This is a genomic window from Novosphingobium sp. (assembly GCF_049240505.1).
In the GTDB taxonomy this organism is placed as follows: Bacteria; Pseudomonadota; Alphaproteobacteria; order Sphingomonadales; family Sphingomonadaceae; genus Novosphingobium.
This window is the reverse complement of sequence record NZ_JBMLSM010000062.1, coordinates 80,715-102,035: the sequence shown is the minus strand read 5'-3', so window position 1 is coordinate 102,035 and position 21,321 is coordinate 80,715. Positions and strand designations below refer to the sequence as shown.

Here is a 21,321-nt window from a genome sequence, read left to right as displayed (position 1 = left end):
TGGGGCAGATCATCCCGTGGAACTTCCCCATCCTGATGGCGGCGTGGAAGCTGGCTCCGGCGCTGGCGGCAGGCAATTGCGTGGTTTTGAAGCCCGCAGAGCAGACGCCGATGTCGATCCTCGTTCTGGCTGAACTGGTTGCCGATATTCTGCCTGCAGGTGTTCTGAACATCGTCAACGGCTTCGGCATCGAGGCAGGCAAGCCGCTCGCCACCAACAAGCGCATCAGCAAGATCGCGTTCACCGGTGAAACGTCGACCGGGCGACTGATCATGCAGTACGCCAGCGAAAACCTGATCCCGTGCACGCTGGAGCTGGGCGGAAAAAGCCCGAACATCTTCTTTGCCGACGTGATGGACGCAGATGACGACTATCTGGACAAGGCGCTGGAAGGCTTCGCCATGTTCGCGCTCAATCAGGGTGAGGTCTGCACCTGCCCGAGCCGCGCGCTGGTGCATGAATCGATCTATGACCGCTTCATGGAAAAGGCGATTGCCCGTGTCGAAGCGATCAAGCTGGGCAGCCCGCTCGATCCTTCGACGATGATCGGCGCGCAGGCATCGAACGACCAGATGGAAAAGATCCTGAGCTATATCCAGATCGGCAAGGACGAAGGCGCAAAGGTGCTGACCGGCGGTGAGCGGGCGATGCACACCGGCGAACTGGCCGATGGTTACTACATTCAGCCAACCGTGCTGGAAGGCCACAACAAGATGCGCATTTTCCAGGAGGAGATCTTCGGGCCGGTGCTTTCGGTCACCAAGTTCTCCAGTGACGAAGAAGCGCTCTCGATTGCCAATGACACGCTCTATGGTCTTGGTGCCGGGGTGTGGACGCGCGATGGCACGCGCGCCTATCGCTTTGGCCGGGGCATTCAGGCTGGGCGCGTGTGGACCAACTGCTATCACGCCTATCCGGCGCACGCGGCATTCGGTGGCTACAAGCAGTCGGGCATCGGGCGCGAAACCCACAAGATGATGCTCGATCACTACCAGCAGACCAAGAACCTGCTGGTCAGCTACAGCCCCAAGGCGCTCGGCTTCTTCTGAAGTTGCTGTCTTGCGGCGGGCGGCGCGCTTCGGCTTTTTGCCGGGCGCGCCGAAAGCCGTTCAATTAGGCGCCGCAAGAGCGCCGAACTGGAGAGATGACATGGTGCATCGTATTGCGGCTGAAAGCGTTTGAGCGCGGCTCCGCCCCGCGTGTGCGCCAGCCCGGCTGCGCTGGAATGGATGGTGCGGCTCAAAGCGCAGCATGGGCCGTTGATGTTTCACCAGTCTGGCGGATGCTGCGATGGGTCTGCGCCGATGTGCTTTCAGGCGGGCGAGTTCCGCGTCGGTGGGCAGGATGTGCTGCTGGGCCATGTTTCGGATGATGTGCCGGTCTGGATCGGGGCGGCGCAGTTCGAATATTGGCGGCACACGCAGGTTACCATCGATGTGGTGCCCGGACGCGGCGCGGGGATGAGCCTTGAGGCGCCTGAAGGCGTGCGCTTCATTGTACGTAGCCGCGTGTTTACCGACGAGGAAGCAGAACTGCTTGAGAAAGCGGGAGAACCGCCGCGTGGCGACGCGATTGCGCTTGGCGGAACGTCGGGGGCGGCTTAGACTCAACACGGGACGATGGTCATGCGTTCAAAGAAGTGCGGGCCGGGGGAAGAGGAAGCAAAGGATGCTGCAAGTTGATGTCGATGCGCGGCCCGCGATGCCTCCCGGTCAGCTTGCATCTCCCGTGACATCTGGCGGGCTGATTACCGTCACTTCGCGTGCAGTGGACCCGGCAACTGCGGTGGGCGAATTGGCCGAGGCACTTGCAGGGGCTGAACTATCAGGCGCGCTGTTGTTCTGTTCAAACACCTATCCGCGTGAAGCCCTGCAGCGCGAGCTTGCTGCGCAACTGCCCGATGTGCAGCTTTTCGGTTGCACCAGCGCTGGCGAGCTGACGGACCTTGGGTATGATACGCGCAGCGTGGTGCTGATCGGATTTCCGGCAAACCTGTTTTCTATCGCATCGTTGCGCTTTGACGATCTCGACCGTTTCGATCCGCAATCGGCGCAGGCGGCTATCCGGCAGCTTGTGGCGCAGGAGCGGGTTGAACGCTCCACAGAAGGCCGGACCAATCAGGTGGCACTGTTTCTGGTCGATGGGCTTTCGCACCGCGAAGAACTGCTGACGATGACCGCGCAGCACGCGCTTGGCGATATCCAATTGATCGGCGGATCGAGCGGCGACGGGCTTTCCTTCCGCAATACGGCGATCCTGCATGAAGGGCGGTTTCATGCCGATGCGGCAGTGATCGTATTGCTGACCACGCCCAAGCCGCTGCACGTTTTCTGTGCCAACTTCTATAAACCCGGCCCGGCCAAGATGGTGATTACCGAGGCTGACCCGGAATCGCGGGTGGTGCAGGAGATCAACGCGGCACCAGCGGCCGAAGAATACCGGCGGCTGGCGGGCAGTCCTTCGGCGGAACTCGATGCCCATTTCTTTGCCGCCCATCCGCCTATCGTGCGCACCGGTGGGCAGTTTCATGTGCGGTCCATCCAAAGCGCGAACGAGGATGGATCGCTGACGTTCTATTGCGCGATCGATACCGGCGTCGTTCTTTCCATTGGCGAGCCTGTGGACCGCATCGGAGCAATGGAAAGCCTGTTTGCCGATATCGAAAGCAGGGTTGGCGAGATCGATCATGTGATCGGCTTTGACTGCGTGCTCAACCGGTTGGATGCGGAGGACCGGCAAATGGCGCGCACAGTCTCGCAGATGTATATCGAAAAGCGGGTTTTCGGCTTTAACACTTATGGCGAGCAGTTCATGGCCGCGCACATGAACCAGACCTTCACGGGGCTGGCCATCGGCAAATGACCACGCCTGTCTCAACTATCCTGAACGTCGCGGATGACAGCGAGGTTACCCGCCTGCGGGAGCGGGTGCGCCAGCTGGAAAAGATCAACGCCGCGCTGATGGACCGGGTGGAGCGGTCCATCGACATGCAGGGCGGTGCGTTTTCGATGTTCGAGACGGCCATCGCGCTCGAAGCGATGGTGCGCGATCGCACCGGCGCGCTCGAAACCGCGATGAGCGAGTTGAACCGCGTTATTGCAGAACTTGCTGCGGCGAATGAGGATGCGACGGCGGCAAGGGTGCTGCTGCGTGATGCCATTGAATCGCTGGATGATGGTTTCGCGCTCTACGATGCCGATGACCGGTTGATCCTGTGCAATCGGGCGTTCCTTCAGATATTCCCCACTATCGAGGATATCTCTGACGAGACGCCGGAATTTTCCGAGATGGCCAGCAGGTTGGCCTTTACCGGCGCTACGGTGGGATCGCGCATGGCACCGGAGCGGTGGCTGAGCGACAGGGTGGAGCGCCATCGCCGGGCCGAAGGTGCGCACGTTCAGGCGATGAGCGATGGGCGCTGGATCCAGATCAACGAAATCCGCACCAGCGATGGCGGCATCGTCGGGATCTATACCGACATCACTTCGGTCAAGGCGGAGGATGCCCGCCAGCGGGCGCTGGAACTCGCCGAACGCAACCTTGCGTTGCAGGCGACGCTCGACACGCTTTCGGAAGGGGTGTGCCTGTTTGATGCGCAGCGCCGGATGCAGGCATGGAATGAAGGGCTGGTGCGCGTGCTCGATCTGGGTGGCGGCGAGCTTATGCGGCAGGTCGAAAGCCATGAGGCGCTGATCCAGTGGTGCGCTGAGCACCTTGGCCTGCAGTGTGCCGATGCGCTGGCCTGGCGAGAAGGCACGACAAGCCAGCTTTCGGCGGATTGCCTGATGGCGGGGCGCAATTTCGTTATCCGGTCAGTGCCGTTGAGCAGTGGCGGCATGGTATTTACGTTCGATGACGTGACCGATCATGTGCGGCTGCAACGGTCATTGACCGAAACGGCAGAACTGCTGGAGCGCCGGGTTACCGAGCGCACGGCGGAACTGAGCGAGGTCAACCGGCAGTTGGTGGAGGCGAAGAACGAGGCGGAAACCGCGAACCGGTCAAAGACCAGCTTCCTTGCAGCCGCCAGCCATGATCTTTTGCAGCCACTGAACGCGGCACGCCTGTTCGTGTCGGCAATGGACGGGCTGAGCCTGCCGGACCGTGCCGGATCGCTGGTGCAGCAGGCCAGCACGGCGCTGGATTCGGTCGAGGATCTGCTGGAAGCGCTGTTCGAGATTTCGCGTCTTGATGCGGGCGCGATCCAGCCGGAAATTTCGGCGCATTCGCTGGGCGGGTTGCTTCATGCCTTGCGGGTGGAGTTCGGACCTTTGGCAGTGGCAGGCGGGCTGCAGTTCGATGTCGCTGATACGGGACTGTGGGTGCGCTCTGATGCGCGATTGCTGCGCCGGGTGCTGCAGAACTTCGTTTCCAACGCCATTCGCTATACCGACGCGGGCAGCGTTATCGTTGAGGTGCGCGAACACGGCAGCAATGTGCGGGTTACCGTGCGCGATACTGGTCCCGGCATTGCACCGCAGGATCGCGAGGAGATATTCGGCGAGTTCCGCCGGGTCGGCAAGACGCAGAAAATTCCGGGCAAAGGGCTTGGTCTTGCCATCGTGCGCCGCGTTTCGACCATGCTGGGCCATGCGATCGAACTCGATTCCACCGTCGGTTCGGGTTCCGCATTCTCGATCACGCTGCCCCGCGTTGCGCCGGTTGCCGTGATGAATGCAGTGGAAGCCGGGCAGGGCGCTTCGAGCGGAACGGGCGGCCTCGTCATCGTGATCGACAACGATCCGGCCATCCTTGCGGGCATGGAGGCGCTGCTGGAGAACTGGGGGCTGGAAGTGATTGTGGCGCGCGACCCTGCCGATCCGGCCGCGGTGGCGGGACTGCGCCAGGCGCCTGCGATGCTGATCGTGGACTATCAACTCGATGATGGCCTGACCGGGGATGAAGCGATTGCGCGGTTGCGCGAAAGTGCCGGAAAGGACATTCCGGCGATGGTCATCACAGCAGACCGGAGCGAGGAGACAAAGGCGCACCTTTCAGCGCTCGCCCTGCCGATCCTGAACAAGCCGGTGAAGCCGGCACAGCTTCGGGCGTTGTTGCGCCAGAGAGACGTTCTCTAGGTCCTGACCCTAGGTGGTGTTTACATTCAGAGGCAACATTTTAGCGCGGCCACGAGATTGAGGAAGCCAGCGTAGTTTCTGGCGAGTTTGTCGTAGCGCGTTGCGATGCGTCTGAAGTGTTTGATCTTGCTGAAGAAGCGTTCGATCAGATTGCGGTCTTTGTAGATCGCGACATCGAAGCTGCGCCATTTTGCAGTGATGGTCCGGCGTGGGACGACGGGCTTTGCGCCGCTGGCCGCGATGGCATTCATGGCGCGTTGGCCGTCATAGCCCTTGTCGGCCAGAACGTGCCCTGCCTTCAGTCCCTGGAGAAGCGGCTCGATCTACGTGATATCGTTACGCTCGCCGCCGGTGAGGATGAAGCGAATGGGGTTGCCCAGCGCATCGGTGGCGGCATGAACCTTGGTGCTCAAGCCGCCTTTTGATCGTCCCAGCGCGTGAGCTTCAAACCGATCTTCGGATCGATCGCTTTTTTTGGGGCACCAGCACTGTGCTGATGGGCGCGCACTATGGTGCTGTCGACGAGGATATACTCGAAGTCGGCGTCATCGCTTAAAGCCTTGAAAAGATTCTCCCAAATACCGCTGCGGCACCAGCGGTTGAAACGCTGGTAAACGGTGTGCCAGCGGCCAAACTCCTTGGGCAGGACACGCCAGTGCGCCCCCGACCGGGCCAGCCACAGGATCGCTTCCACAAACAAACGATTATCCCGCCCCGTCCGCCCAGGATCGGTCGCCTTACCCGGCAAATGCGGCGCTATCCGCTCCCAGACTGCGTCACTCAGCTCCTGTCGATCCATCCATGCTGACCTCCATACAGCCAGCAGCTTGAATCAGACTTTTACCCAATTGGGAATCCTGAATGTAAACACCACCTAACCCTTGAAACCGATCTTGCCGGCCATGATCACCGCCTGCGTGCGTGAGAAGACGTTCATCTTTTGCAGGATGGCCGAAACGTGCGCCTTAACCGTCGTCATCGAAACGTCGAGTTCGTAGGCGATCTGCTTGTTGAGCAGGCCCGCAACGAGGTGGCCGAGGACCACGCGCTGCTGCGGGGTCAGGCTGTCGATACGGCTGCGGATCAGGTCTTCCTCGGCAGCGGCGGATTCATCGCCCTCTAGTTCGGGCATATAGATCTCGCCCGAAAGCACCTGATTAAGTGCATCTACGATGGCCGCGCGTTTCAGGCTTTTGGGCACGAATCCTGCGGCGCCAGCGGCAAGGGCATCGCGCACGACATTGCGGTCGGTCACGCCTGAAACCATGACCACGGGCGTTGCCGGAAATCCTTCGCGCAAGGCCTGAAGGCCGGAAAGATGCGAAACGTCGGGGATGTTGAGATCGAGCAGGACCAGATCGACATCGCCTTCGCGCTCCAGCGTGCCCAGCGCAGCTTCGAGGCTGTCGGCTTCGAGGATGGTGCAGGCGGGATAGGCATCGTCGAAGATCGAGCGCAGTCCATCACGCACCAGCGAGTGGTCATCGACAATCAGCACGCGGTCCGGCGCACCGAGATCAGCCATGATGCTCCCCTTCAATAAGTTGACCGGGCCCAATATGTTCACCGGGACTGCCTCCGCGCTTTGAGCGGGTCTTGCAGTTTGCGGCACGTAGGTATTGCGCATGTGATCCTACCCGGGGAGGGAGGGGAGCGCCAGACGTTGCCGCATGGCGCTCCCGATAGTTTGGTTTACTGCTTGGGCAGCTTGAACACCCAGAGCATTCCGCCCTGGCTGATTTCCTTGAAGGTCTTGGCCACTTCGCCACCCCAGAGCGGAACCGCGCCGCCCCAGCCCGACATCACGGCCACGAACTGTTCGCCATCCTGCTCCCAGGTGATCGGCGATCCGACCACGCCGGAACCGGTCTGGAACTTCCACAGTTCAGCGCCGGTCTTGGCGTCAAATGCCTTGAGGAAGCCTTCGGGCGTGCCGGTGAACACCAGATTGCCGCGCGTGGCCAGAACGCCGCCCCACAGCGGGGCCTTGTTCTTGTATTCCCACACGATCTTGCCGGTGGTCGGGTCCATTGCGCGAAGAGCGCCGATGTGATCATCGGCAATCGGCTTGATCGTGAAGCCCGCGCCGAGATAGGCCGCGCCCTTCTTGTAGGCGATGGGTTCGTTCCAGATGTCCATGCCCCAATCGTTGCTGGGCACATAGAACAGGCCGGTGTCCTGCGAGAATGCCATCGGCATCCAGTTCTTGCCGCCAAGGAACGAGGGGCTGGCGAAGACGGACTTGCCCTTGGCCGCAGCATCAGGCGCGCCGGGACGGTTTTCGGGCACGTAGTTGGGGCGACCGGTCTTGAGGTCGATGCCGTTGGCCCAGGTCGTCTGCATGACGAACTTGTGTGCGCCCATCAGTTTGCCGTTGGTGCGGTCGAGAACGTAGAAGTAGCCGTTGCGGTCTGCCTTCGCGCCGAGCTTCATCGGCTTGCCCTTGATCGTTGCGTCGAACGGTACGAATTCGTTCACACCGTCAAAGTCCCAGCCATCGTGCGGCGTGGTCTGGTAGTGCCACTTGATCACGCCGGTATCGACATCGATCGCGAGCGTGGAGGCGGAATAGAGATTGTCGCCGGGACGCAGGTGGCTGTTCCACGGGCCGGGGTTGCCGGTTCCAAAGAACACGGTGTTGGTTGACGGATCGTAAGTGCCGCCCAACCATGTAGCGCCGCCGCCGGTCTTCCACAGATCGCCGGTCCAGCTGGCGTTGAGCTTGCCGGTCATGCCGTTGGGTTGGCCGTTGAGGGTGCCGACGTGACCTTCGATCACCGGGCGTTCCCACACCAGCTCACCGGTATCGACATTGCGCGCCTGCACTGCGCCGACGATGCCGAACTCACCGCCCGAATTGCCGGTGATTACCATGTCCTTGACGATCAGCGGCGCGGCTGTGGCCGAATAGCCTGCCTGATATTCGCCGGTCTTCTTGTTCCACAAGACCTTGCCGGTATGGCGATCAAGCGCGACGAGCCGTGCATCTAGCGTGGCAAAGATCACCTTGTCGCCGTGGATTGCCGCACCACGGTTCACCACATCGCAGCAGGGCATGATGCCATCGGGCAGGCGGGCGTTGTATTCCCACTTCTTTTCGCCGGTGCGCGCATCGAATGCGAAAAGGCGCGAATAGGAACCGGTTACATAGATCGTGCCGTCATAGACCAGCGGCTGTGATTCCTGCCCGCGCTGCTTTTCGCCCCCCAGCGAAGCACCGAATACGGGAATGAGCTTGGTCACGTTCTGCGTGTTCAGCTTGTCCAGGGTACTGAAACGCTGTTGCCACGGACCCATGCCATAGCTGATGACGTCGCCGGGCGTGGCAGCATCGTTCACGATGTCTGCACTGGACGGCCCGCCTGCAATGGCCGGTGCCGCAATCAGGCTGGTCGCTGCCGCCAGCCCTGCGATAAATGTTGAGAAACGCCGCTTCATCCTGTCCCTCCTGTTTGGGTTATTCTTGCCCGATGGATGCGAATCCTGCCTGTTCTGCCGGTCAGCCGCATTTCCCCAATCGTCGAAGCTGAGCCTATCCCTTGGGGGTCGAGGCACAATTGCACCTTGGGATGAGAGCGGAGACTTTGATTTGCTGCGCAGCAAACAGGCGCGCGTTCGAAACGGTTCGGGGGATACCGGTCGCAGTCGGTATCCCCGTCCCCCTGTTCTCCACGCCTTCCACGCGGAGCCGATGATGATCGCTGTTTGCGCTCAGGCCTGTGCGGCTAGGGCCGGTTTCCACGCCACGCCATATTGCGCGAAAATCGCAGCAAGGCGGCCGGTTGCGATCATTTTCTCTATGGCTTCATCAAGAGCGAAGCCGAGGTTGCGGGAGTTTTCCTTTACCGCGATGCCGATATCCCAGCCCGGAGACATCATCATCGGCAGGGGGCCTTTGCGGACCTTGATGCCTGCATCGGAATGGTCGTTCACCACGGCTTCGATCTGTGCGGTTGTGGCCACGGCAAAATCCGCCGTGCCATCAGCCAAAGCGGCTGCGGCGCCATAGCCCGTGGGCAGATGGATGAGGTCTTTCGCCAGCGTGCCGCCCGCGTGGCCGAGCAGATAGAAGTCCGGGATGGAAGCAAGTTCGGCGGCAATCTTGCGCCCCTTGAACGATGCGGGTGCCGCTTCGCAATTGCCGCCATCGCGCGAACAGGCTGCGCCGAACGTTTCGCGGTAATAGGGCGAGAGAAATACGACGTTGTTTTCCTGCTGCATCAGCGTCCGGTCAAAGGGTACGTGCAGCATCACGTCGCAGGGTTGAAAGCCCAGCAGGCCACCGCGCCAGACGACATTGCGCAGATCGTCGGAAATATCCTCATCTGCAAGGAACAACTGGATATCCGCACGGACGCCAAGCGCTTCGGCGAGGGCGCGGGCGATATCGGCATCGATGCCCATCACCTTCGTACCCTCGGCCCATGACCACGGCCTGTTGTCCGCATAGAGTCCGACCCGAAGGACTCCGAGGTCTTTGACCTTCTCAAGCGGTGCAGCATCGACCGTGGATGGAAACGTGGCGAGCGCAGCGGCTGAGCCGATACCGGCGAGAAACGACCGGCGGCCCAATTTCGACCGCATCATTCGTCGGTGTGCTTGGTTTCGAGCCAGCTGCGGATGGCCCAACCCGCCTTCTGGCCAAGCACGTCACCGAAGGGCGGCATATAGACCTTACCGTCGTGGCTCGATCCGTGGCGGAACCGTTCGAGGAACCACTCATCGCCGGAATCGCCGAGTTCAAGATAACGCAGGTCGGGCGCGATGCCGCCGGACATGGCATCAAGGCCGTGGCACCGGGCGCAGTTCTGGCCATAGGCCGACTGGCCGATTTCGATGGCCTTGGCATTGCCGCGATAAGGATTGACCGCAACCCAGGCATCGTTTCCGCCTTCGATATCGGGAAGGGCGGACGTATCCACCGCCTGCGGAACGACATCGCCATGCGCGGAAAGGCGGGTGGCGACGGTGGCCGAAGCGATGACAGCAGCGGTCAGCAAGGCCGCACGGCCAAGGGGGATCTTCATCGGTCAAACATCCTCTGCGACTGTGCGGCAGAATCATGCCTGCCCGCACTGTTGGCAGAATTATTTTCACAGCGTGACGCATCGCCCAATTGGACAATGGTACAAGACCAAGGTGCCATTTCCGCGCCGCACCTGCCCTTGTAATGCTGCGCTGGATGGAGAGGACAATGAAAAGCATCATCGCAGCTTTGCTGGTTTCCACTGGATCGCTCGTGCCGACTCTGGTTGGCGCCCAGACCGCGTGGGTCAGCAACGAACGCAGTTCCACCGTGAGTGTCGTCGATATCGCCGCAGGCAAGGTCGTGGCCGAATGGCCGGTAGGTAAGCGCCCGCGTGGCATCACGCTGACCCGCGATAGCAAGGCCTTGCTGGTCGCGGCCAGTGCGGACAATGCGGTCGAGATGCGCGATCCCGCCACAGGCGCGCTGATCGCCACGTTGCCTTCGGGAGCAGACCCAGAACAGTTCTTTCCATCATGGGACGGCAAGCTGCTGTTCGCAGCGAACGAGGACAATGCTGCGGTTACCGCCATCGATCTCGAAGCGCGCAAGGTTGCCTGGCAGGTGGCCGTGGGGGACGAGCCGGAAGGCGTGGCGCAAAGCCCGGACGGAAAGTGGCTTCTCGTCACCAGCGAGGAAGACAACACCGTGGCGTGGATCGATACGGCCAGTCGGGCGGTGGTCGAAGAGATGGAAACCGATGCCCGGCCCCGGCATATCGAGTTTACCGGTGATGGCGCAAAAGTGTGGATCGCTGCGGAAATGGCCGGGACGATGCACGTTGTAGACGTCGCCAGCAGGACCGTGGAGCGGACGATTACCTTCAGTCCACCCGACGTTCCTGCGTACAAGGTCATGCCGTGCGGAATTCGGTTTACGCCCGATGGGCGAACGGCAGTTGTCGCGCTTGGTCGTGCTGATAGCGTCGCGGTGGTCGACGTCGCGACGCTTGAGGTGAAGGGTTACGTCAAGGTGGGCGAACGGCCCTGGCATCTGGCCATCACCAAGGACGGCGCGCGCGCGATCGTGGCCAACGGGGCGAGCGATTCGATATCCGTCGTCGATCTCGCAACGCTTTCCGTGACGGCCACGATTGCTGGTGGCGGTGGGCCGTGGGGGGTGGCGCTGGGGCAGTAACACCGCGTCTTATCCCAAAGTCCAAGGCCCTAAGTCCAATATCGCAGTTCTCCGCTGCGCAGCATTGTTCCCCGCAGTCGCAGGATAACCGACACGCCTTCACGGAGGGGAACACAATGAACATCAGGAAGGCGCTTTGCGCCTCGGTCGCAATGGGCGCGCTTGCTCTTGCGGCAACGCCCGCCCACGCAGGCACGCCCGAACTGCTCAAGCGGTTGCACGAAAAGGGCATCCTCACCGATGAGGAATACAAGGAGCTTCTGTCTGAGGAAGCCGCACCGAGTGCAGCGGCATCGGGCGATGCTACTGCAAAGGCGCAGGCTTCGATCGACACGACGCGCATGGTGCGGATGACCGACAGCGGCATCGGCCTTGAAGTCGGTCCGGCCACGATCACCTTTTCGGGTTCGGTCAACGGATTCTACGTTCACGACAATCCCGATACCCCCACGGCACGCACGGCAGTGGTCGGTGGGATTGCCAATGTGGGCGCGAACAATTCCAGCGCGATCCGCAACGGTCTGCTTCCCGGCTTCCTGAAGGTTTCGGTAGCCACCAAGCAGGCGGGCTGGGACGTCGGTGCGACGTTCGGCATGTATCCCGGCATCAACTCCACCGCGTGGGGCGCGCTGGGGGCCAACAATGGCGGTCAGCCCACCGCGCTTGCCACGGCGGGCATCGATTTCCGCCAGACCTTCATGACGTTTGGCAAGCCCGATATCGGCACGTTCAAGATCGGGCGCGACATCGGCCTGTTCGCATCGGAAGCGATTCTCAACGATATCACGCTGCTTTCGGCAGGCACGCCGGGGAGCAACGTGGCGCCGGGTAACACGACGCTGGGCCGCATCGGTGTGGGATACATCTATACCGACTTCCAGCCGCAGATTACCTACACTTCGCCCAGCTTTGGTGGACTTCAGGCGTCCGTAGGTGTCTTTCAGCCGCTGTCTTCGCTTACCGGCCCTGCCGAGAGCAATTCCGCGCCCGGCTTCCAGGGCAAGGTAACGTATGACGGCAAGTTCGGCGATGTGGCCACGCGACTGTGGGTTTCAGGCGTAACGCAGAAGCATGATCTCGTCGCGGGCGGCAGCTTTACCGGCAGCGGTGTGGATATGGGCGGCAAACTGACAGTCGGCCCGCTGACGGCCACGGGCTATTACTACAAGGGCAGCGGGCTTGGCACGACGGTCCTTGGCCTGTTCGATACGGGTGTGCCGCAGACGGGCACCAGCGTTGCCAAGCGCGACAGCGAAGGCTTCTATGCGCAGGCTATGGCAACCTTTGGCAAGTTTTCCATCGGCGGCAGCTATGGCGAAAGCAGGTTGGACTATGCCAGTGCGGCGGATCAGGTGGCCAACCCGAACCTGCTCAAGGTGAACTCCAGCTATGTTGGCCAGCTTCGTTATGGCCTGACCAGCTGGGTCACGCTGATCGGTGAATATGTCCACTCGCAAGCCAAGGCGCACTCCGGCAACAAGGCTGAAAGCGATGCCGTGGCTGTTGGCGGCATTCTGTTCTTCTAAGCGGAAAGGCCATCTTCTTTCAGGAGATGGCCGATCCACCCTTGTCGGCAGCCCGCAAGCCTCTCAAAGGGCTGCCGACACACTTCTTTCTCCACTCCGTCACCCAGGAAGTCGCAGCAGATGGATGACACCCGTTTTAGCCGTGCAAACGGTCTCTATATCGCCAGTGCGCTTGCTATCGCGCTCGCCTCGTCCCCTGCCTTTGCCGAAGAAGGACCGGGTGGTGAGATCGTTGTAAGCGGCAAAGGGCTTGAAGCCACGCCGGGCACGCCAGCCTATTCCTCCATCGAGATCGACCGCGATGCCATCGTTTCGTCCGCTTCGGGACGGATCGAGGATGTGCTGACCTCGGTGGCGGGCTTTCAGCAGTTCCGCCGGTCTGACAGCCGCTCGTCCAATCCGTCGGCGCAGGGCGTTACCTTGCGCGCGCTGGGTGGGAACGCCACCAGCCGCGCGTTGGTGCTGCTTGATGGCGTGCCGATGGTCGATCCGTTCTTCGGCTATGTCCCGCTCACCGCACTCGCACCCGATGGACTTGCCGCAATCCGCGTGACGCGCGGCGGCGGTTCGGGGCCGTTTGGCGCGGGCGCACTTTCGGGCACCATCGAACTGGAAAGCGCCGGGCCAGACACGCTCGGTCTCGTCTCCGCGCAAGTGCTCGGCAGCCAGCGGGGCGAGACGGAAGCCAGCGCCAGCATCGCTCCGCGCCTTGGCGAAGGTTTCGTGGTCGTTTCCGGGCGCTGGGATCGGGGCAAAGGGTTCTGGACCACGCCTAGTGCGCAGCGCGCTCCTGCAAGTGTCCGTGCCCGCTATGAATCATGGTCAACCGCCGTTCGCGCTGTTGCGCCGCTGTCCGACACAGTCGAGCTGCAGAGCCGCATCTCGGTCTATCGCGATGATCGTGTGCTGCGCTTCCGGGGCGCGGATACGTCGACCGAGGGTGAGGACGCCAGCCTTCGCCTTGTCGGGCGGGGCGATTGGCAGTTCGATGCGCTGGCTTATTTCCAGTCGCGCAATTTCTCCAACGTGGTGGTTTCAGCCACCAGCTTCCGCCCAACGCTCGACCAGTTTGATACGCCCGCGCAAGGGGTCGGTGGCAAGTTCGAGCTGCGCCCGCCCGTGGGTGAGGGGCATGTGTTACGCCTTGGGGTGGACTGGCGCCGCCTGAGCGGGACAATGAATGAGAATGCGCTTAACGCAACGACCGGCGTCGTCACCGCGCGCCGACGCGCTGGGGGCGTGAACACCGACCTTGGCTTTTATGCTGAAAACGACCTGACGCTGGGACCGGTGGTCCTGACAGGGGGCTTGCGCGCAGATCGCACCGTTATTGCCGATGGCTACTTTGAAGTGCGTAACGGCGCAGGGGTGCTGAGCAGCCGCAGCGATTACGCAACGCAAAGCGACTGGACCGTTACCTGGCGTGGTGGTGCGCTGCTCCATGCCACCGAGGCGGTGACGCTGCGCGCAGCGGCCTATAGCGGTCTGCGTCAGCCCACGCTCAACGAACTCTACCGCCCGTTCACTGTATTCCCGGTGACGACACAGGCCAATGCGGCATTGCGCAACGAACGCCAGAAGGGCTTCGAAGCGGGTATCGATCTCGCTCCTGCCAAGGGGGTGCGGATCAGTGTGACCGGCTTCGACAATCGCATCGAGAACGCCATCGCCAATGTCACGATCGGCACTAACCTTCGCCAGCGTCGTAACGTTTCGGAAATTCGCGCGCGCGGGATCGAGGGTAGCGCTCATGCTGAAATCGGCATCCTGCGCTTCGATGGTTCGCTTGCATGGACCGATGCCGAAGTTCGCAATGGCGCAGGCTCTGATCTGACCGGCAAGCGCCCGGCGCAGACACCGCGCATTGCCGCATCAGGCACGCTGGCTCTTGTGCCTGCAGCCGGGTGGCAGATTGCCGCAACGCTGCGGCATGTCGGGCTGCAGTATGAAGATGATCTGCAGCGCGACAGCTTGCCAGCAGCGACCACGCTGGATCTGTTCGCGCAAGTGCCATTGATGGCTGGGGCCAGCTTGATCCTGCGCGGCGAAAACCTGTTCGACGAAGAGATCGTGACCCGTAATTCCGGCGGCACGATCGATCTGGGCAACCCCCGCACGCTGTGGGCGGGAGTCCGCTTTACGATGTAAGTTCCTCTCGGGAGAGGCAATTCAATGAAGTCCACAAGATTTGTGGCGCTGTTCCTGACCACGGCAGCGCCAGCGACGGCGCACGCCCAGGATACACGCCAGATCGTCGTGAGCGCTCCGGGTGGCGCGATCGATACGGACGAAGCGCGCGGGCTTGACCGCAAGGCCATCGACGCTTCGGGCCGCTCGGACCTTGGCCGTGCGCTGGAGCGGGAAATTCCCGGCCTGACGTTGGGCGAAGGCAACGGCAACCCGTGGCAGGCGACGATTGGTTGGCGCGGCTTTTCAGCCAGCGCACTGCAAGGCGCGGAGCAGGGGCTTGCCGTCTATCTGGATGGCGTGCGGTTCAACCAGCCCTTCGGTGACGTGGTGCTGCTCGATCTGGTGCCTGAAACGGTGCTGGTCAATGCGCAGGTCAACGATGCCAACCCGGTGCTCGGGCGCAATGCGCTGGCAGGAACGCTGCTGTTGCAGACCGGCGATGGCGTCAGCCTTGGAGGGGTGAGCGCGCAGGCCGATGTCGATACGGAAGGCATGGTTGGTGGCGCGGCAAGCTATGGCGTGGGCGATGCGGAGCGCAATGTGCTGTTTGCTTTCGAGGCGCGTCGCGATGCGGGGTGGCGCGTTGCCAGCCCCTCGCTGCTCTATCGCGGCTTTGCCAAGGGCATTCACAACGGGGAGGGCTGGGGTGTTGAGCTTTCCGCACTGGGAGCTTCCACACATCTTACAGGCAATGGCGTATCCCCGGTGGAACTGCTTGATGCCAAATACGATGCGGTGTTCACGCGCCCCGATGAAACGCGAACCCGTTTTCTGCGCCTCGTCGCCGCCCCCTATATCGACACCGGAGAGACAGGGCGCATCGAATTGCGCGCGCACTGGCAACACCTGAACCGCCGCAGCGCCAATGGCGATCTTGCCGACTTCGGTCCCTGCGATGCCGATCCCGGCCTGCTCTGCGTGGGCGAGGAAGGCGAGGGCTTCGAGGACCGGTTGCTCTCGGGCGGACAGTTCGTTGCTGCCGATCCTGATGCAGACGAATCCGCCGTGTTCAATCGCGGGCAGGAACGCACCAGTGCTTTTGGCGCAATGCTGCAATGGCTGGACGAGCAACAGACCGATATCGGCCCGCGCCGCATAGCCATTGGCGGTGCATGGGAGCACGCCCGCACCCGCTTCCGCGCCACAACCGAATTGGGCGAACTGGAAGATGACCGTTCCGTCGAAGCGCTTGGCCTGCTGCTGGAATCCGAAGAAGGCGCGATCCAGCCGGTCGATGTGATTTCCAAAGTTGACGACCTTGCCGTGCTCGCCAGCGTCGAATTGCCGCTTGTCCGCAATCTGTCGGTAGAGGCGGGCGTTCGGTGGTCGCACAACCGCGTGAGGATGGACGATCAGCTTGGCACGGCGCTGGATGGCGATCACCGGTTCAACCGGTTCAACCCCTCCATTGAGTTCGACTATGCGCTTGGGGAAGGTGTTCAGGCGGTCGCGGGCTTTTCGTTGACGAGCCGCAACCCCACGCCTGCCGAACTGAGCTGCGCCGATCCCGAAGCGCCATGCACGCTCGCCAATTTCTTTATCGCCGACCCGCCGCTGAAGCAGGTGACGGCGCGCAACTGGCACGGCGGAATTTCCGGCGCAGGGCAGGCGCTTTCATGGCGGCTCAACGCCTGGCGCACCGATACTGACGACGATATCCGCATGATCGCTTCTGAAGTGCGCGGCCGGGCCTATTTCGCCAATCTTGGCCATACCCGGCGGCAGGGCATCGAAGCGTCGCTTGACTGGCAACGCGATGGCTGGCGGGCGACGGCGGTCTATGGCTTCACCGATGCCCGTTTCCGCACGGACTTCACCATGTCCAGCCCATCAAACCCGGCGGCGGATGATGACGGTGAAGTAGACGTGCAGCGCGGTGATCAGTTGCCATCGGTGCCGCGTCACGCGCTCAATCTGCGTCTTGGGCGTGAAGCGCCAAGGTGGTCGGCAGGGCTGACGATGCGGGCGCGGTCCGGTCAGTTTCTTGCAGGGGACGATGGCAACGACAATGCGCGCACGCCTGCTTATGCGGTGTTCGATTTCGATGCCGCGCTGAAGCTCGCGCCGGGCATCCGCCTCGTTGCGCAAGTGCGCAACCTGTTCGACAAGCGCTACGCCACGTTCGGCACGTTTTCGGAAGTGGATGACATTGAACTGACCGAAGCCCCCGGTGCAGAAGATCCGCGCGCCTATGCGCCGGGAGCGCCACGCAGGCTGACCGTTTCGATCAGGGCGCAGTTCTGAAAAATCAGAGGCGGGGCAGAAGCTCCGCCTCAAACGCAGGATAGAGGTGCGAGACGCTGCGTTGCAGTTCGTAGCGCGCGGCGGCCATGCTTTCAAAACGTGACGGAATTGGTATCTCGCCCGCTTCGGTCATGTCCAGTCCCTGCATCACGGCTTGCTGCAAGGCGGGTTCCAGCCAGTCCAGCCAATCGCGGGTTTGCCGAATGGCACTGCCATCACGGTCTAGCGGACCGTGTCCGGGCAGCAATACGCTATGCGGCGTGGCGGCAAGGCGATCCAGTGCCAGCCGCCATTTTGCCAGATCTGCGTGCGGGGTGGTCGGCGCGCGGTTGTGAAACACAAGGTCGCCTGCAAGCAGAACGCCGCTCGCCTTATCGAGCAGGGCCAGGTCGCCGCCCGAATGTCCATCCAGAGCCATCAACCGGATGTGCCGTCCACCGATCACGATCTCGCCTTCGGCAAGGTCGCCTTGGGGGAGGGCAATCGCTGTGCCTTTCATCCAGTCTGCCAATATGCGGTACATGGCATCGGCAAAGCCATTGCCGTCGCGCTCCAGTTCGGCGCGCGTTGCGGGCAGGGCGTGTACGATCTGCGGTGGGAATGCGGCGGCTCCCAGCGCATGGTCAGGGTGCAGATGGCTGATGTAAACGCGCGCCACTGGTTTGCCGCACAAGTTCAGCGCCAAGGCTCCCAGTGCCAGCCCGTGTTCTCGCGAAACGCCCGGATCGAACAGCATCGGACCATCGTTGGTCGCGAGGATCGCGCTGTTTGCGATGGCGCCGCCGTTGGCAAAGGCAATCGGTTCATCCGCGCCGCGCACGATCCATACGCCATCGGCGATCAACTCGGCCTGCGGGCGATAGACACCGGCAAACTGTTCGGCCAGCGCCAACGTCGGGATGAGCAGGGCGGGGCTGGCCAATCCTGCGCGGATAAGGCGTCTGCGATCAACGATCACGGCTTTGCCTTGCCTGCGAACTCCAGCCCCGCGGTGTCGCGCGCCACAAAGTTCAGTTCCCTGGTGGGGCCTTCGACCAGTACGGTGAATGCGGGGTCTTCCGATACGGACCCGAAAACCTCCATCTCTCCCAGAATGTTGCCTGCAGCATCCCGCACTGTCAGCCGCTCGATATTGTAGGGCGGCACGTTTTCGACCAGCCCGGTGTCCATCGGGTGGCGGAATGTCATGCGCAGCCGCACCTTGTCGCTCTCGATATCGGGCCACGCTGCCCCGCGCACTTCGCCCAGATGATCGGCCCAATCGCCCTTGACCCTGCTGACCGGCGGAGCCGAGCAGCCGCCGCCTGCTGCATCGACCCATGTGCCACCCACATGCCAGGCACCGTCCGCCGTTTGCAAGGCGGCGCGAACCGGTGTGCGCTGGTCCAGCTTGATCCGCGTGGCAAGAAACGGCGCGGCTCTGTGGATGGTGTAATCCACGGCGATGGGAATCGGATTGAGATCGGCCAGCAACACTATGCGTCGCACGTCCTTCAACGCCCGTGCATCCACGGTCACCGGGAAGACCCGCTGGTTTTCCGCGATCTGCGGGATACGCACTTCGACGCGCGAATCGAACATGACAGGCGCTGTACCGAAAAGGCCGATTGCGTGGTGTTCCCACATGGGCGAACCCAGCGGGTCGGCGGGAACTTCGGCCAAACTGACCGAGGCTTGCAGGCCCACGCAGAAAGCGAAAGCGGCGATCGTGCCGCGCAGCCGATTCATTGCGATTTCACCATCTGGCACATTCTCCCATCGGAGGATGTATCTGCTGCTGCGCTGGTGATATATTGAACCATCGACCAATCCGCTGGCAGACAGGATTGGCGAAACGGGAAGAGGCTGGTTGGATGAAGGTTCTGAAAATCAAACTCTTGCTTGCCTGCGCTGCCCTTCCGGCCATCGCGGCCGCAACGGATGCCAGCGGTCATGCTGATGCGCCGCAACCTTCTGTTGCGGAAGTCGTTTCCTTTGACTCGGCCGGGTATCGCATCGCTCGCTATCGCGCCCCGGTGGACCGGCAGCCTACGCCCGCCACACGCCTCGCACTGCCCGATGCACTGCGCCTCAAACCCGGCGAGAACGCCCTGTTCATAGACGTGCTTCCAGCGGAAGGTGGCATCCGCGATCCTGCTACCGGGCAATGGCAGCTTGCTGCCGAACACTTGACCATTCCCGGCGCAATCTGGCACCCGGAGGCCGGGCTCGGGCATCCCGATGTTGCGCTTTGGCTGGCTCTGCGCGCAAAGGTGGCCCAGGCGCGAAAGCGGTCGCCCGCCATCCCGGTGGTGTTGTTCTGTCGGACCGATTGCTGGATGGGCTGGAATGCTGCGCGGCGTTTGGCACGCGATGGTTTCGGCAACGTCCACTGGCTTGCTGAGGGGATCGAAGGTTGGCACCACGCTGGCCGGGAATTGATCGTAGCCGCGCCGACCGTGGTTCCTGGCTCTAGTTGAGCAGGGCGTCGAAACTCATCGCAAAGCTCGCACCGCTGGCAAGGCTTGCGGCATATCCGGTGAGAGTTGAGCCGGTAAGCGAAATGCCGAACGGATCGCTTTCGTCGGTGCCGGTCGCATTGTCGTCCTCGACAGTCGTCGCTGCGGCACAACTGGTGCCCGATTTCGCGGTGCCTGCCTGATAAGTCAGCGAAGCAGGCATAACGTCTGTGGCATAGACATCGCTGGCCGCCAACGTGCCCGGGTTGGTGATGAGAATGCAGTATCGCAACGTCGCACCGGGCAGGGCTTTCGGGCCGGTCGCATTTATGCCATCGGACAGGATCGAAGATGTTTTGCTGACCAGCAGCGGTGGTATTCGGGTGTTGGTATAGGTGCACACGATTGCGGTTTCCCCCGCGCCGATGGTCAACCCGTCAACCAGATTTGTATCTGCCGCGCCGGTGCAGGAGATGGCCTTGTTATACCGGCCAGCGTTGGTCATTGGCATGATTTCGTCCAGCAGCACTGTCTCCCCGATGACGACCGGCGTGGGGCTTGCATCGGTATCGAGTTCGTTCGCTGTTGCGGCCTCGGACGTGAGGGTTTCGACTACCGTGGCTCCACGCGACAGCGTAACGCTCGCGTCGTCGCCCACCGTCGCGTTGGCCCACTGTTTGCGCAGTGTCACGCGCGCATCATTGTCTATGATGGTATAGGTGCCGGTCGATTGCAGCGTTCCGCCGCAGGTTGTGGTGTTCCCGCGCGTATATCCCGTGCCAGTGGAAAGCGAATATGTGATCGTCTCGTTGCTTTCGATGGCTGTATCGTCGGTAATCGTGATGCCAAGCGGAATGGCGGTGTTGTAATAGGTGCCAGCAGGAACCGTGACGGTAAACGTCGCGCCGCCGCCTGGTGTGGTATAATCGGTTCCGCGCGTGGCAGTGCCGCCAGTGATGGTCATCGTCACGCTGATTGCGCTGGTTGCCCGTCCTGTTACCAGCAGCGTGGCGATGCTTGATGATGGCACGGCCTCGCTTGCGGTACTGCTTCCGATCGAAAGCTGGATGAACGGACGCAAGGTCAGTTGAATCGCATCGAGAAAATTGCCGTAGGATCCGGGATCGGTGGTGGTGAACTGCACGCGCTGAAGGCCGGTCGTGCCCGAATAGGTCGCGCTGCCGGTGTTCACGTTCCACACCTGATTGGAAGTGGTCGAAGCCTGCGTGGCCAGCGTCTGGATCACAGTGCCCGTGCTGCCTGCCACCTGAAATCGCACGGTCTGCGTGTTTGCACCCCCCGCGCGGGCGCGATGGGCAAAGGTCCAGCCTATCGGCTCCCCTGCCACAAGGCAGATGTTCTGGTAGAACGTGCCATTCACATTGGCGTTCATTTCGGCAAACACGTTGCCGTCATAGGACGGGACGCCGCTGAAATTGCTGTCCCACAGCTCGATTTCACCGGTGGAAGTATCCCAACCGGGGACCGATGCGATGGGCATGATCTCGTAATTGGGTGCGCCGGTTCCAGCAGGATCGTTCGCTTCGAAGGAAGGGTTCTCCAGCGAACGGAATTGCGCATGGGCAGTGCCCGACGCTATCGCCATGCCGCACAACGCCAGCACTACTTTGCGCAATCGCTTCGGAAATCTGCGCAAGGGCTGCCTGCCGATACTCACCCGT

The 21,321-nt window shown here is 61.9% G+C and carries 16 protein-coding genes and 1 pseudogene; 9 read left to right on the top strand and 8 right to left on the bottom strand.

The genetic code is table 11. The annotated features are described in order from the left end of the window. The 4 genes from adh to ACOVQ0_RS05590 all read left to right on the top strand — a co-directional run. Window positions 1-1,049: aldehyde dehydrogenase (adh, locus tag ACOVQ0_RS05605; protein WP_421881236.1), on the top strand; the 1,049-nt coding region annotated here is incomplete at its 5' end. A gap of 180 nt (window positions 1,050-1,229) precedes the next feature. Continuing rightward, window positions 1,230-1,604 carry a DUF779 domain-containing protein gene (locus ACOVQ0_RS05600; RefSeq protein WP_421881250.1) on the top strand — a complete coding sequence of 125 codons (375 nt, stop codon included), beginning with the start codon at window positions 1,230-1,232 and terminating at the stop codon, window positions 1,602-1,604. 97 nt (window positions 1,605-1,701) lie between these two features. Next, a complete protein-coding gene (locus ACOVQ0_RS05595; protein ID WP_421881247.1) occupies window positions 1,702-2,862 on the top strand; it encodes an FIST N-terminal domain-containing protein in 1,161 nt (386 codons plus the stop codon). Next, on the top strand, window positions 2,859-5,078 hold the full coding sequence (locus tag ACOVQ0_RS05590; RefSeq protein WP_421881232.1) for a PAS-domain containing protein: 2,220 nt from the start codon (window positions 2,859-2,861) through the stop codon (window positions 5,076-5,078). Before ACOVQ0_RS05595 ends, ACOVQ0_RS05590 begins: the two co-directional genes overlap by 4 nt. Window positions 5,079-5,104: 26 nt before the next feature. On the opposite strand, the pseudogene ACOVQ0_RS05585 reads toward ACOVQ0_RS05590, so the two are convergent. The 5 genes and pseudogenes from ACOVQ0_RS05585 to pedF all read right to left on the bottom strand — a co-directional run bounded on the left by ACOVQ0_RS05585 (window position 5,105) and on the right by pedF (window position 10,105). Beyond that, a pseudogene (locus ACOVQ0_RS05585) lies at window positions 5,105-5,877 on the bottom strand (IS5 family transposase). A gap of 75 nt (window positions 5,878-5,952) precedes the next feature. Next, window positions 5,953-6,603, bottom strand: a complete 651-nt coding sequence (locus ACOVQ0_RS05580; protein WP_421881230.1) for a response regulator — start codon at window positions 6,601-6,603, stop codon at window positions 5,953-5,955. A gap of 167 nt (window positions 6,604-6,770) precedes the next feature. Further along, window positions 6,771-8,516 carry a methanol/ethanol family PQQ-dependent dehydrogenase gene (locus ACOVQ0_RS05575; RefSeq protein ID WP_421881227.1) on the bottom strand — a complete coding sequence of 582 codons (1,746 nt, stop codon included), beginning with the start codon at window positions 8,514-8,516 and terminating at the stop codon, window positions 6,771-6,773. A 273-nt stretch (window positions 8,517-8,789) separates the two neighbouring features. After that, window positions 8,790-9,665: an ABC transporter substrate-binding protein gene (locus ACOVQ0_RS05570; RefSeq protein ID WP_421881224.1), complete on the bottom strand. Its 876-nt coding sequence runs from the start codon at window positions 9,663-9,665 to the stop codon at window positions 8,790-8,792. Beyond that, entirely contained in the window at window positions 9,662-10,105 is a 444-nt protein-coding gene (gene pedF / locus ACOVQ0_RS05565; protein WP_421881222.1) for a cytochrome c-550 PedF, read from the bottom strand. The genes ACOVQ0_RS05570 and pedF overlap by 4 nt, the downstream gene beginning before the upstream one ends. Before the next feature lie 167 nt (window positions 10,106-10,272). Between pedF and ACOVQ0_RS05560 the strand changes: the two genes are divergently transcribed. From ACOVQ0_RS05560 to ACOVQ0_RS05545, 4 genes are all read left to right on the top strand, one after another. Further along, the gene (locus tag ACOVQ0_RS05560; RefSeq protein WP_421881219.1) at window positions 10,273-11,241 is read left to right on the top strand and encodes a PQQ-dependent catabolism-associated beta-propeller protein; all 969 of its coding nucleotides are present in this window, start codon (window positions 10,273-10,275) and stop codon (window positions 11,239-11,241) included. A 116-nt stretch (window positions 11,242-11,357) separates the two neighbouring features. Continuing rightward, a complete protein-coding gene (locus tag ACOVQ0_RS05555; protein WP_421881216.1) occupies window positions 11,358-12,767 on the top strand; it encodes a porin in 1,410 nt (469 codons plus the stop codon). A gap of 120 nt (window positions 12,768-12,887) precedes the next feature. Continuing rightward, the gene (locus ACOVQ0_RS05550) at window positions 12,888-14,915 is read left to right on the top strand and encodes a TonB-dependent receptor plug domain-containing protein (protein ID WP_421881213.1); all 2,028 of its coding nucleotides are present in this window, start codon (window positions 12,888-12,890) and stop codon (window positions 14,913-14,915) included. Window positions 14,916-14,939: 24 nt separating this feature from the next. Next, window positions 14,940-17,201: a TonB-dependent receptor gene (locus tag ACOVQ0_RS05545; protein WP_421881210.1), complete on the top strand. Its 2,262-nt coding sequence runs from the start codon at window positions 14,940-14,942 to the stop codon at window positions 17,199-17,201. 4 nt (window positions 17,202-17,205) lie between these two features. On the opposite strand, the gene ACOVQ0_RS05540 is transcribed toward ACOVQ0_RS05545, so the two are convergent. Both ACOVQ0_RS05540 and ACOVQ0_RS05535 read right to left on the bottom strand, forming a co-directional pair. Then, on the bottom strand, window positions 17,206-18,159 hold the full coding sequence (locus tag ACOVQ0_RS05540) for a quinoprotein relay system zinc metallohydrolase 1 (protein ID WP_421881206.1): 954 nt from the start codon (window positions 18,157-18,159) through the stop codon (window positions 17,206-17,208). Continuing rightward, on the bottom strand, window positions 18,156-18,929 hold the full coding sequence (locus ACOVQ0_RS05535) for a quinoprotein dehydrogenase-associated SoxYZ-like carrier (RefSeq protein ID WP_421881203.1): 774 nt from the start codon (window positions 18,927-18,929) through the stop codon (window positions 18,156-18,158). Before ACOVQ0_RS05535 ends, ACOVQ0_RS05540 begins: the two co-directional genes overlap by 4 nt. A gap of 125 nt (window positions 18,930-19,054) precedes the next feature. On the opposite strand from ACOVQ0_RS05535, the gene ACOVQ0_RS05530 reads away from it, so the two are divergent. Next, the gene (locus tag ACOVQ0_RS05530; protein ID WP_421881201.1) at window positions 19,055-19,660 is read left to right on the top strand and encodes a rhodanese-like domain-containing protein; all 606 of its coding nucleotides are present in this window, start codon (window positions 19,055-19,057) and stop codon (window positions 19,658-19,660) included. On the opposite strand, the gene ACOVQ0_RS05525 is transcribed toward ACOVQ0_RS05530, so the two are convergent. Beyond that, on the bottom strand, window positions 19,653-21,245 hold the full coding sequence (locus ACOVQ0_RS05525; RefSeq protein ID WP_421881198.1) for a hypothetical protein: 1,593 nt from the start codon (window positions 21,243-21,245) through the stop codon (window positions 19,653-19,655). The genes ACOVQ0_RS05530 and ACOVQ0_RS05525 overlap by 8 nt on opposite strands. Window positions 21,246-21,321 lie beyond the last annotated feature (76 nt).

What these genes read in the sequence shown, in the direction of transcription:
- ACOVQ0_RS05560 (WP_421881219.1), top strand. Translation starts at nt 10,273, where the DNA reads ATGAAAAGCATCATCGCAGCTTTGCTGGTTTCCACTGGATCGCTCGTG.
- ACOVQ0_RS05580 (WP_421881230.1), bottom strand. Translation starts at nt 6,603, where the DNA reads ATGGCTGATCTCGGTGCGCCGGACCGCGTGCTGATTGTCGATGACCAC.
- ACOVQ0_RS05555 (WP_421881216.1), top strand. Translation starts at nt 11,358, where the DNA reads ATGAACATCAGGAAGGCGCTTTGCGCCTCGGTCGCAATGGGCGCGCTT.
- ACOVQ0_RS05600 (WP_421881250.1), top strand. Translation starts at nt 1,230, where the DNA reads ATGGTGCGGCTCAAAGCGCAGCATGGGCCGTTGATGTTTCACCAGTCT.
- ACOVQ0_RS05590 (WP_421881232.1), top strand. Translation starts at nt 2,859, where the DNA reads ATGACCACGCCTGTCTCAACTATCCTGAACGTCGCGGATGACAGCGAG.
- pedF (WP_421881222.1), bottom strand. Translation starts at nt 10,105, where the DNA reads ATGAAGATCCCCCTTGGCCGTGCGGCCTTGCTGACCGCTGCTGTCATC.
- ACOVQ0_RS05550 (WP_421881213.1), top strand. Translation starts at nt 12,888, where the DNA reads ATGGATGACACCCGTTTTAGCCGTGCAAACGGTCTCTATATCGCCAGT.
- ACOVQ0_RS05545 (WP_421881210.1), top strand. Translation starts at nt 14,940, where the DNA reads ATGAAGTCCACAAGATTTGTGGCGCTGTTCCTGACCACGGCAGCGCCA.
- ACOVQ0_RS05575 (WP_421881227.1), bottom strand. Translation starts at nt 8,516, where the DNA reads ATGAAGCGGCGTTTCTCAACATTTATCGCAGGGCTGGCGGCAGCGACC.
- ACOVQ0_RS05595 (WP_421881247.1), top strand. Translation starts at nt 1,702, where the DNA reads ATGCCTCCCGGTCAGCTTGCATCTCCCGTGACATCTGGCGGGCTGATT.
- ACOVQ0_RS05525 (WP_421881198.1), bottom strand. Translation starts at nt 21,245, where the DNA reads ATGGCGATAGCGTCGGGCACTGCCCATGCGCAATTCCGTTCGCTGGAG.
- ACOVQ0_RS05530 (WP_421881201.1), top strand. Translation starts at nt 19,055, where the DNA reads ATGAAGGTTCTGAAAATCAAACTCTTGCTTGCCTGCGCTGCCCTTCCG.
- ACOVQ0_RS05535 (WP_421881203.1), bottom strand. Translation starts at nt 18,929, where the DNA reads ATGAATCGGCTGCGCGGCACGATCGCCGCTTTCGCTTTCTGCGTGGGC.
- ACOVQ0_RS05570 (WP_421881224.1), bottom strand. Translation starts at nt 9,665, where the DNA reads ATGATGCGGTCGAAATTGGGCCGCCGGTCGTTTCTCGCCGGTATCGGC.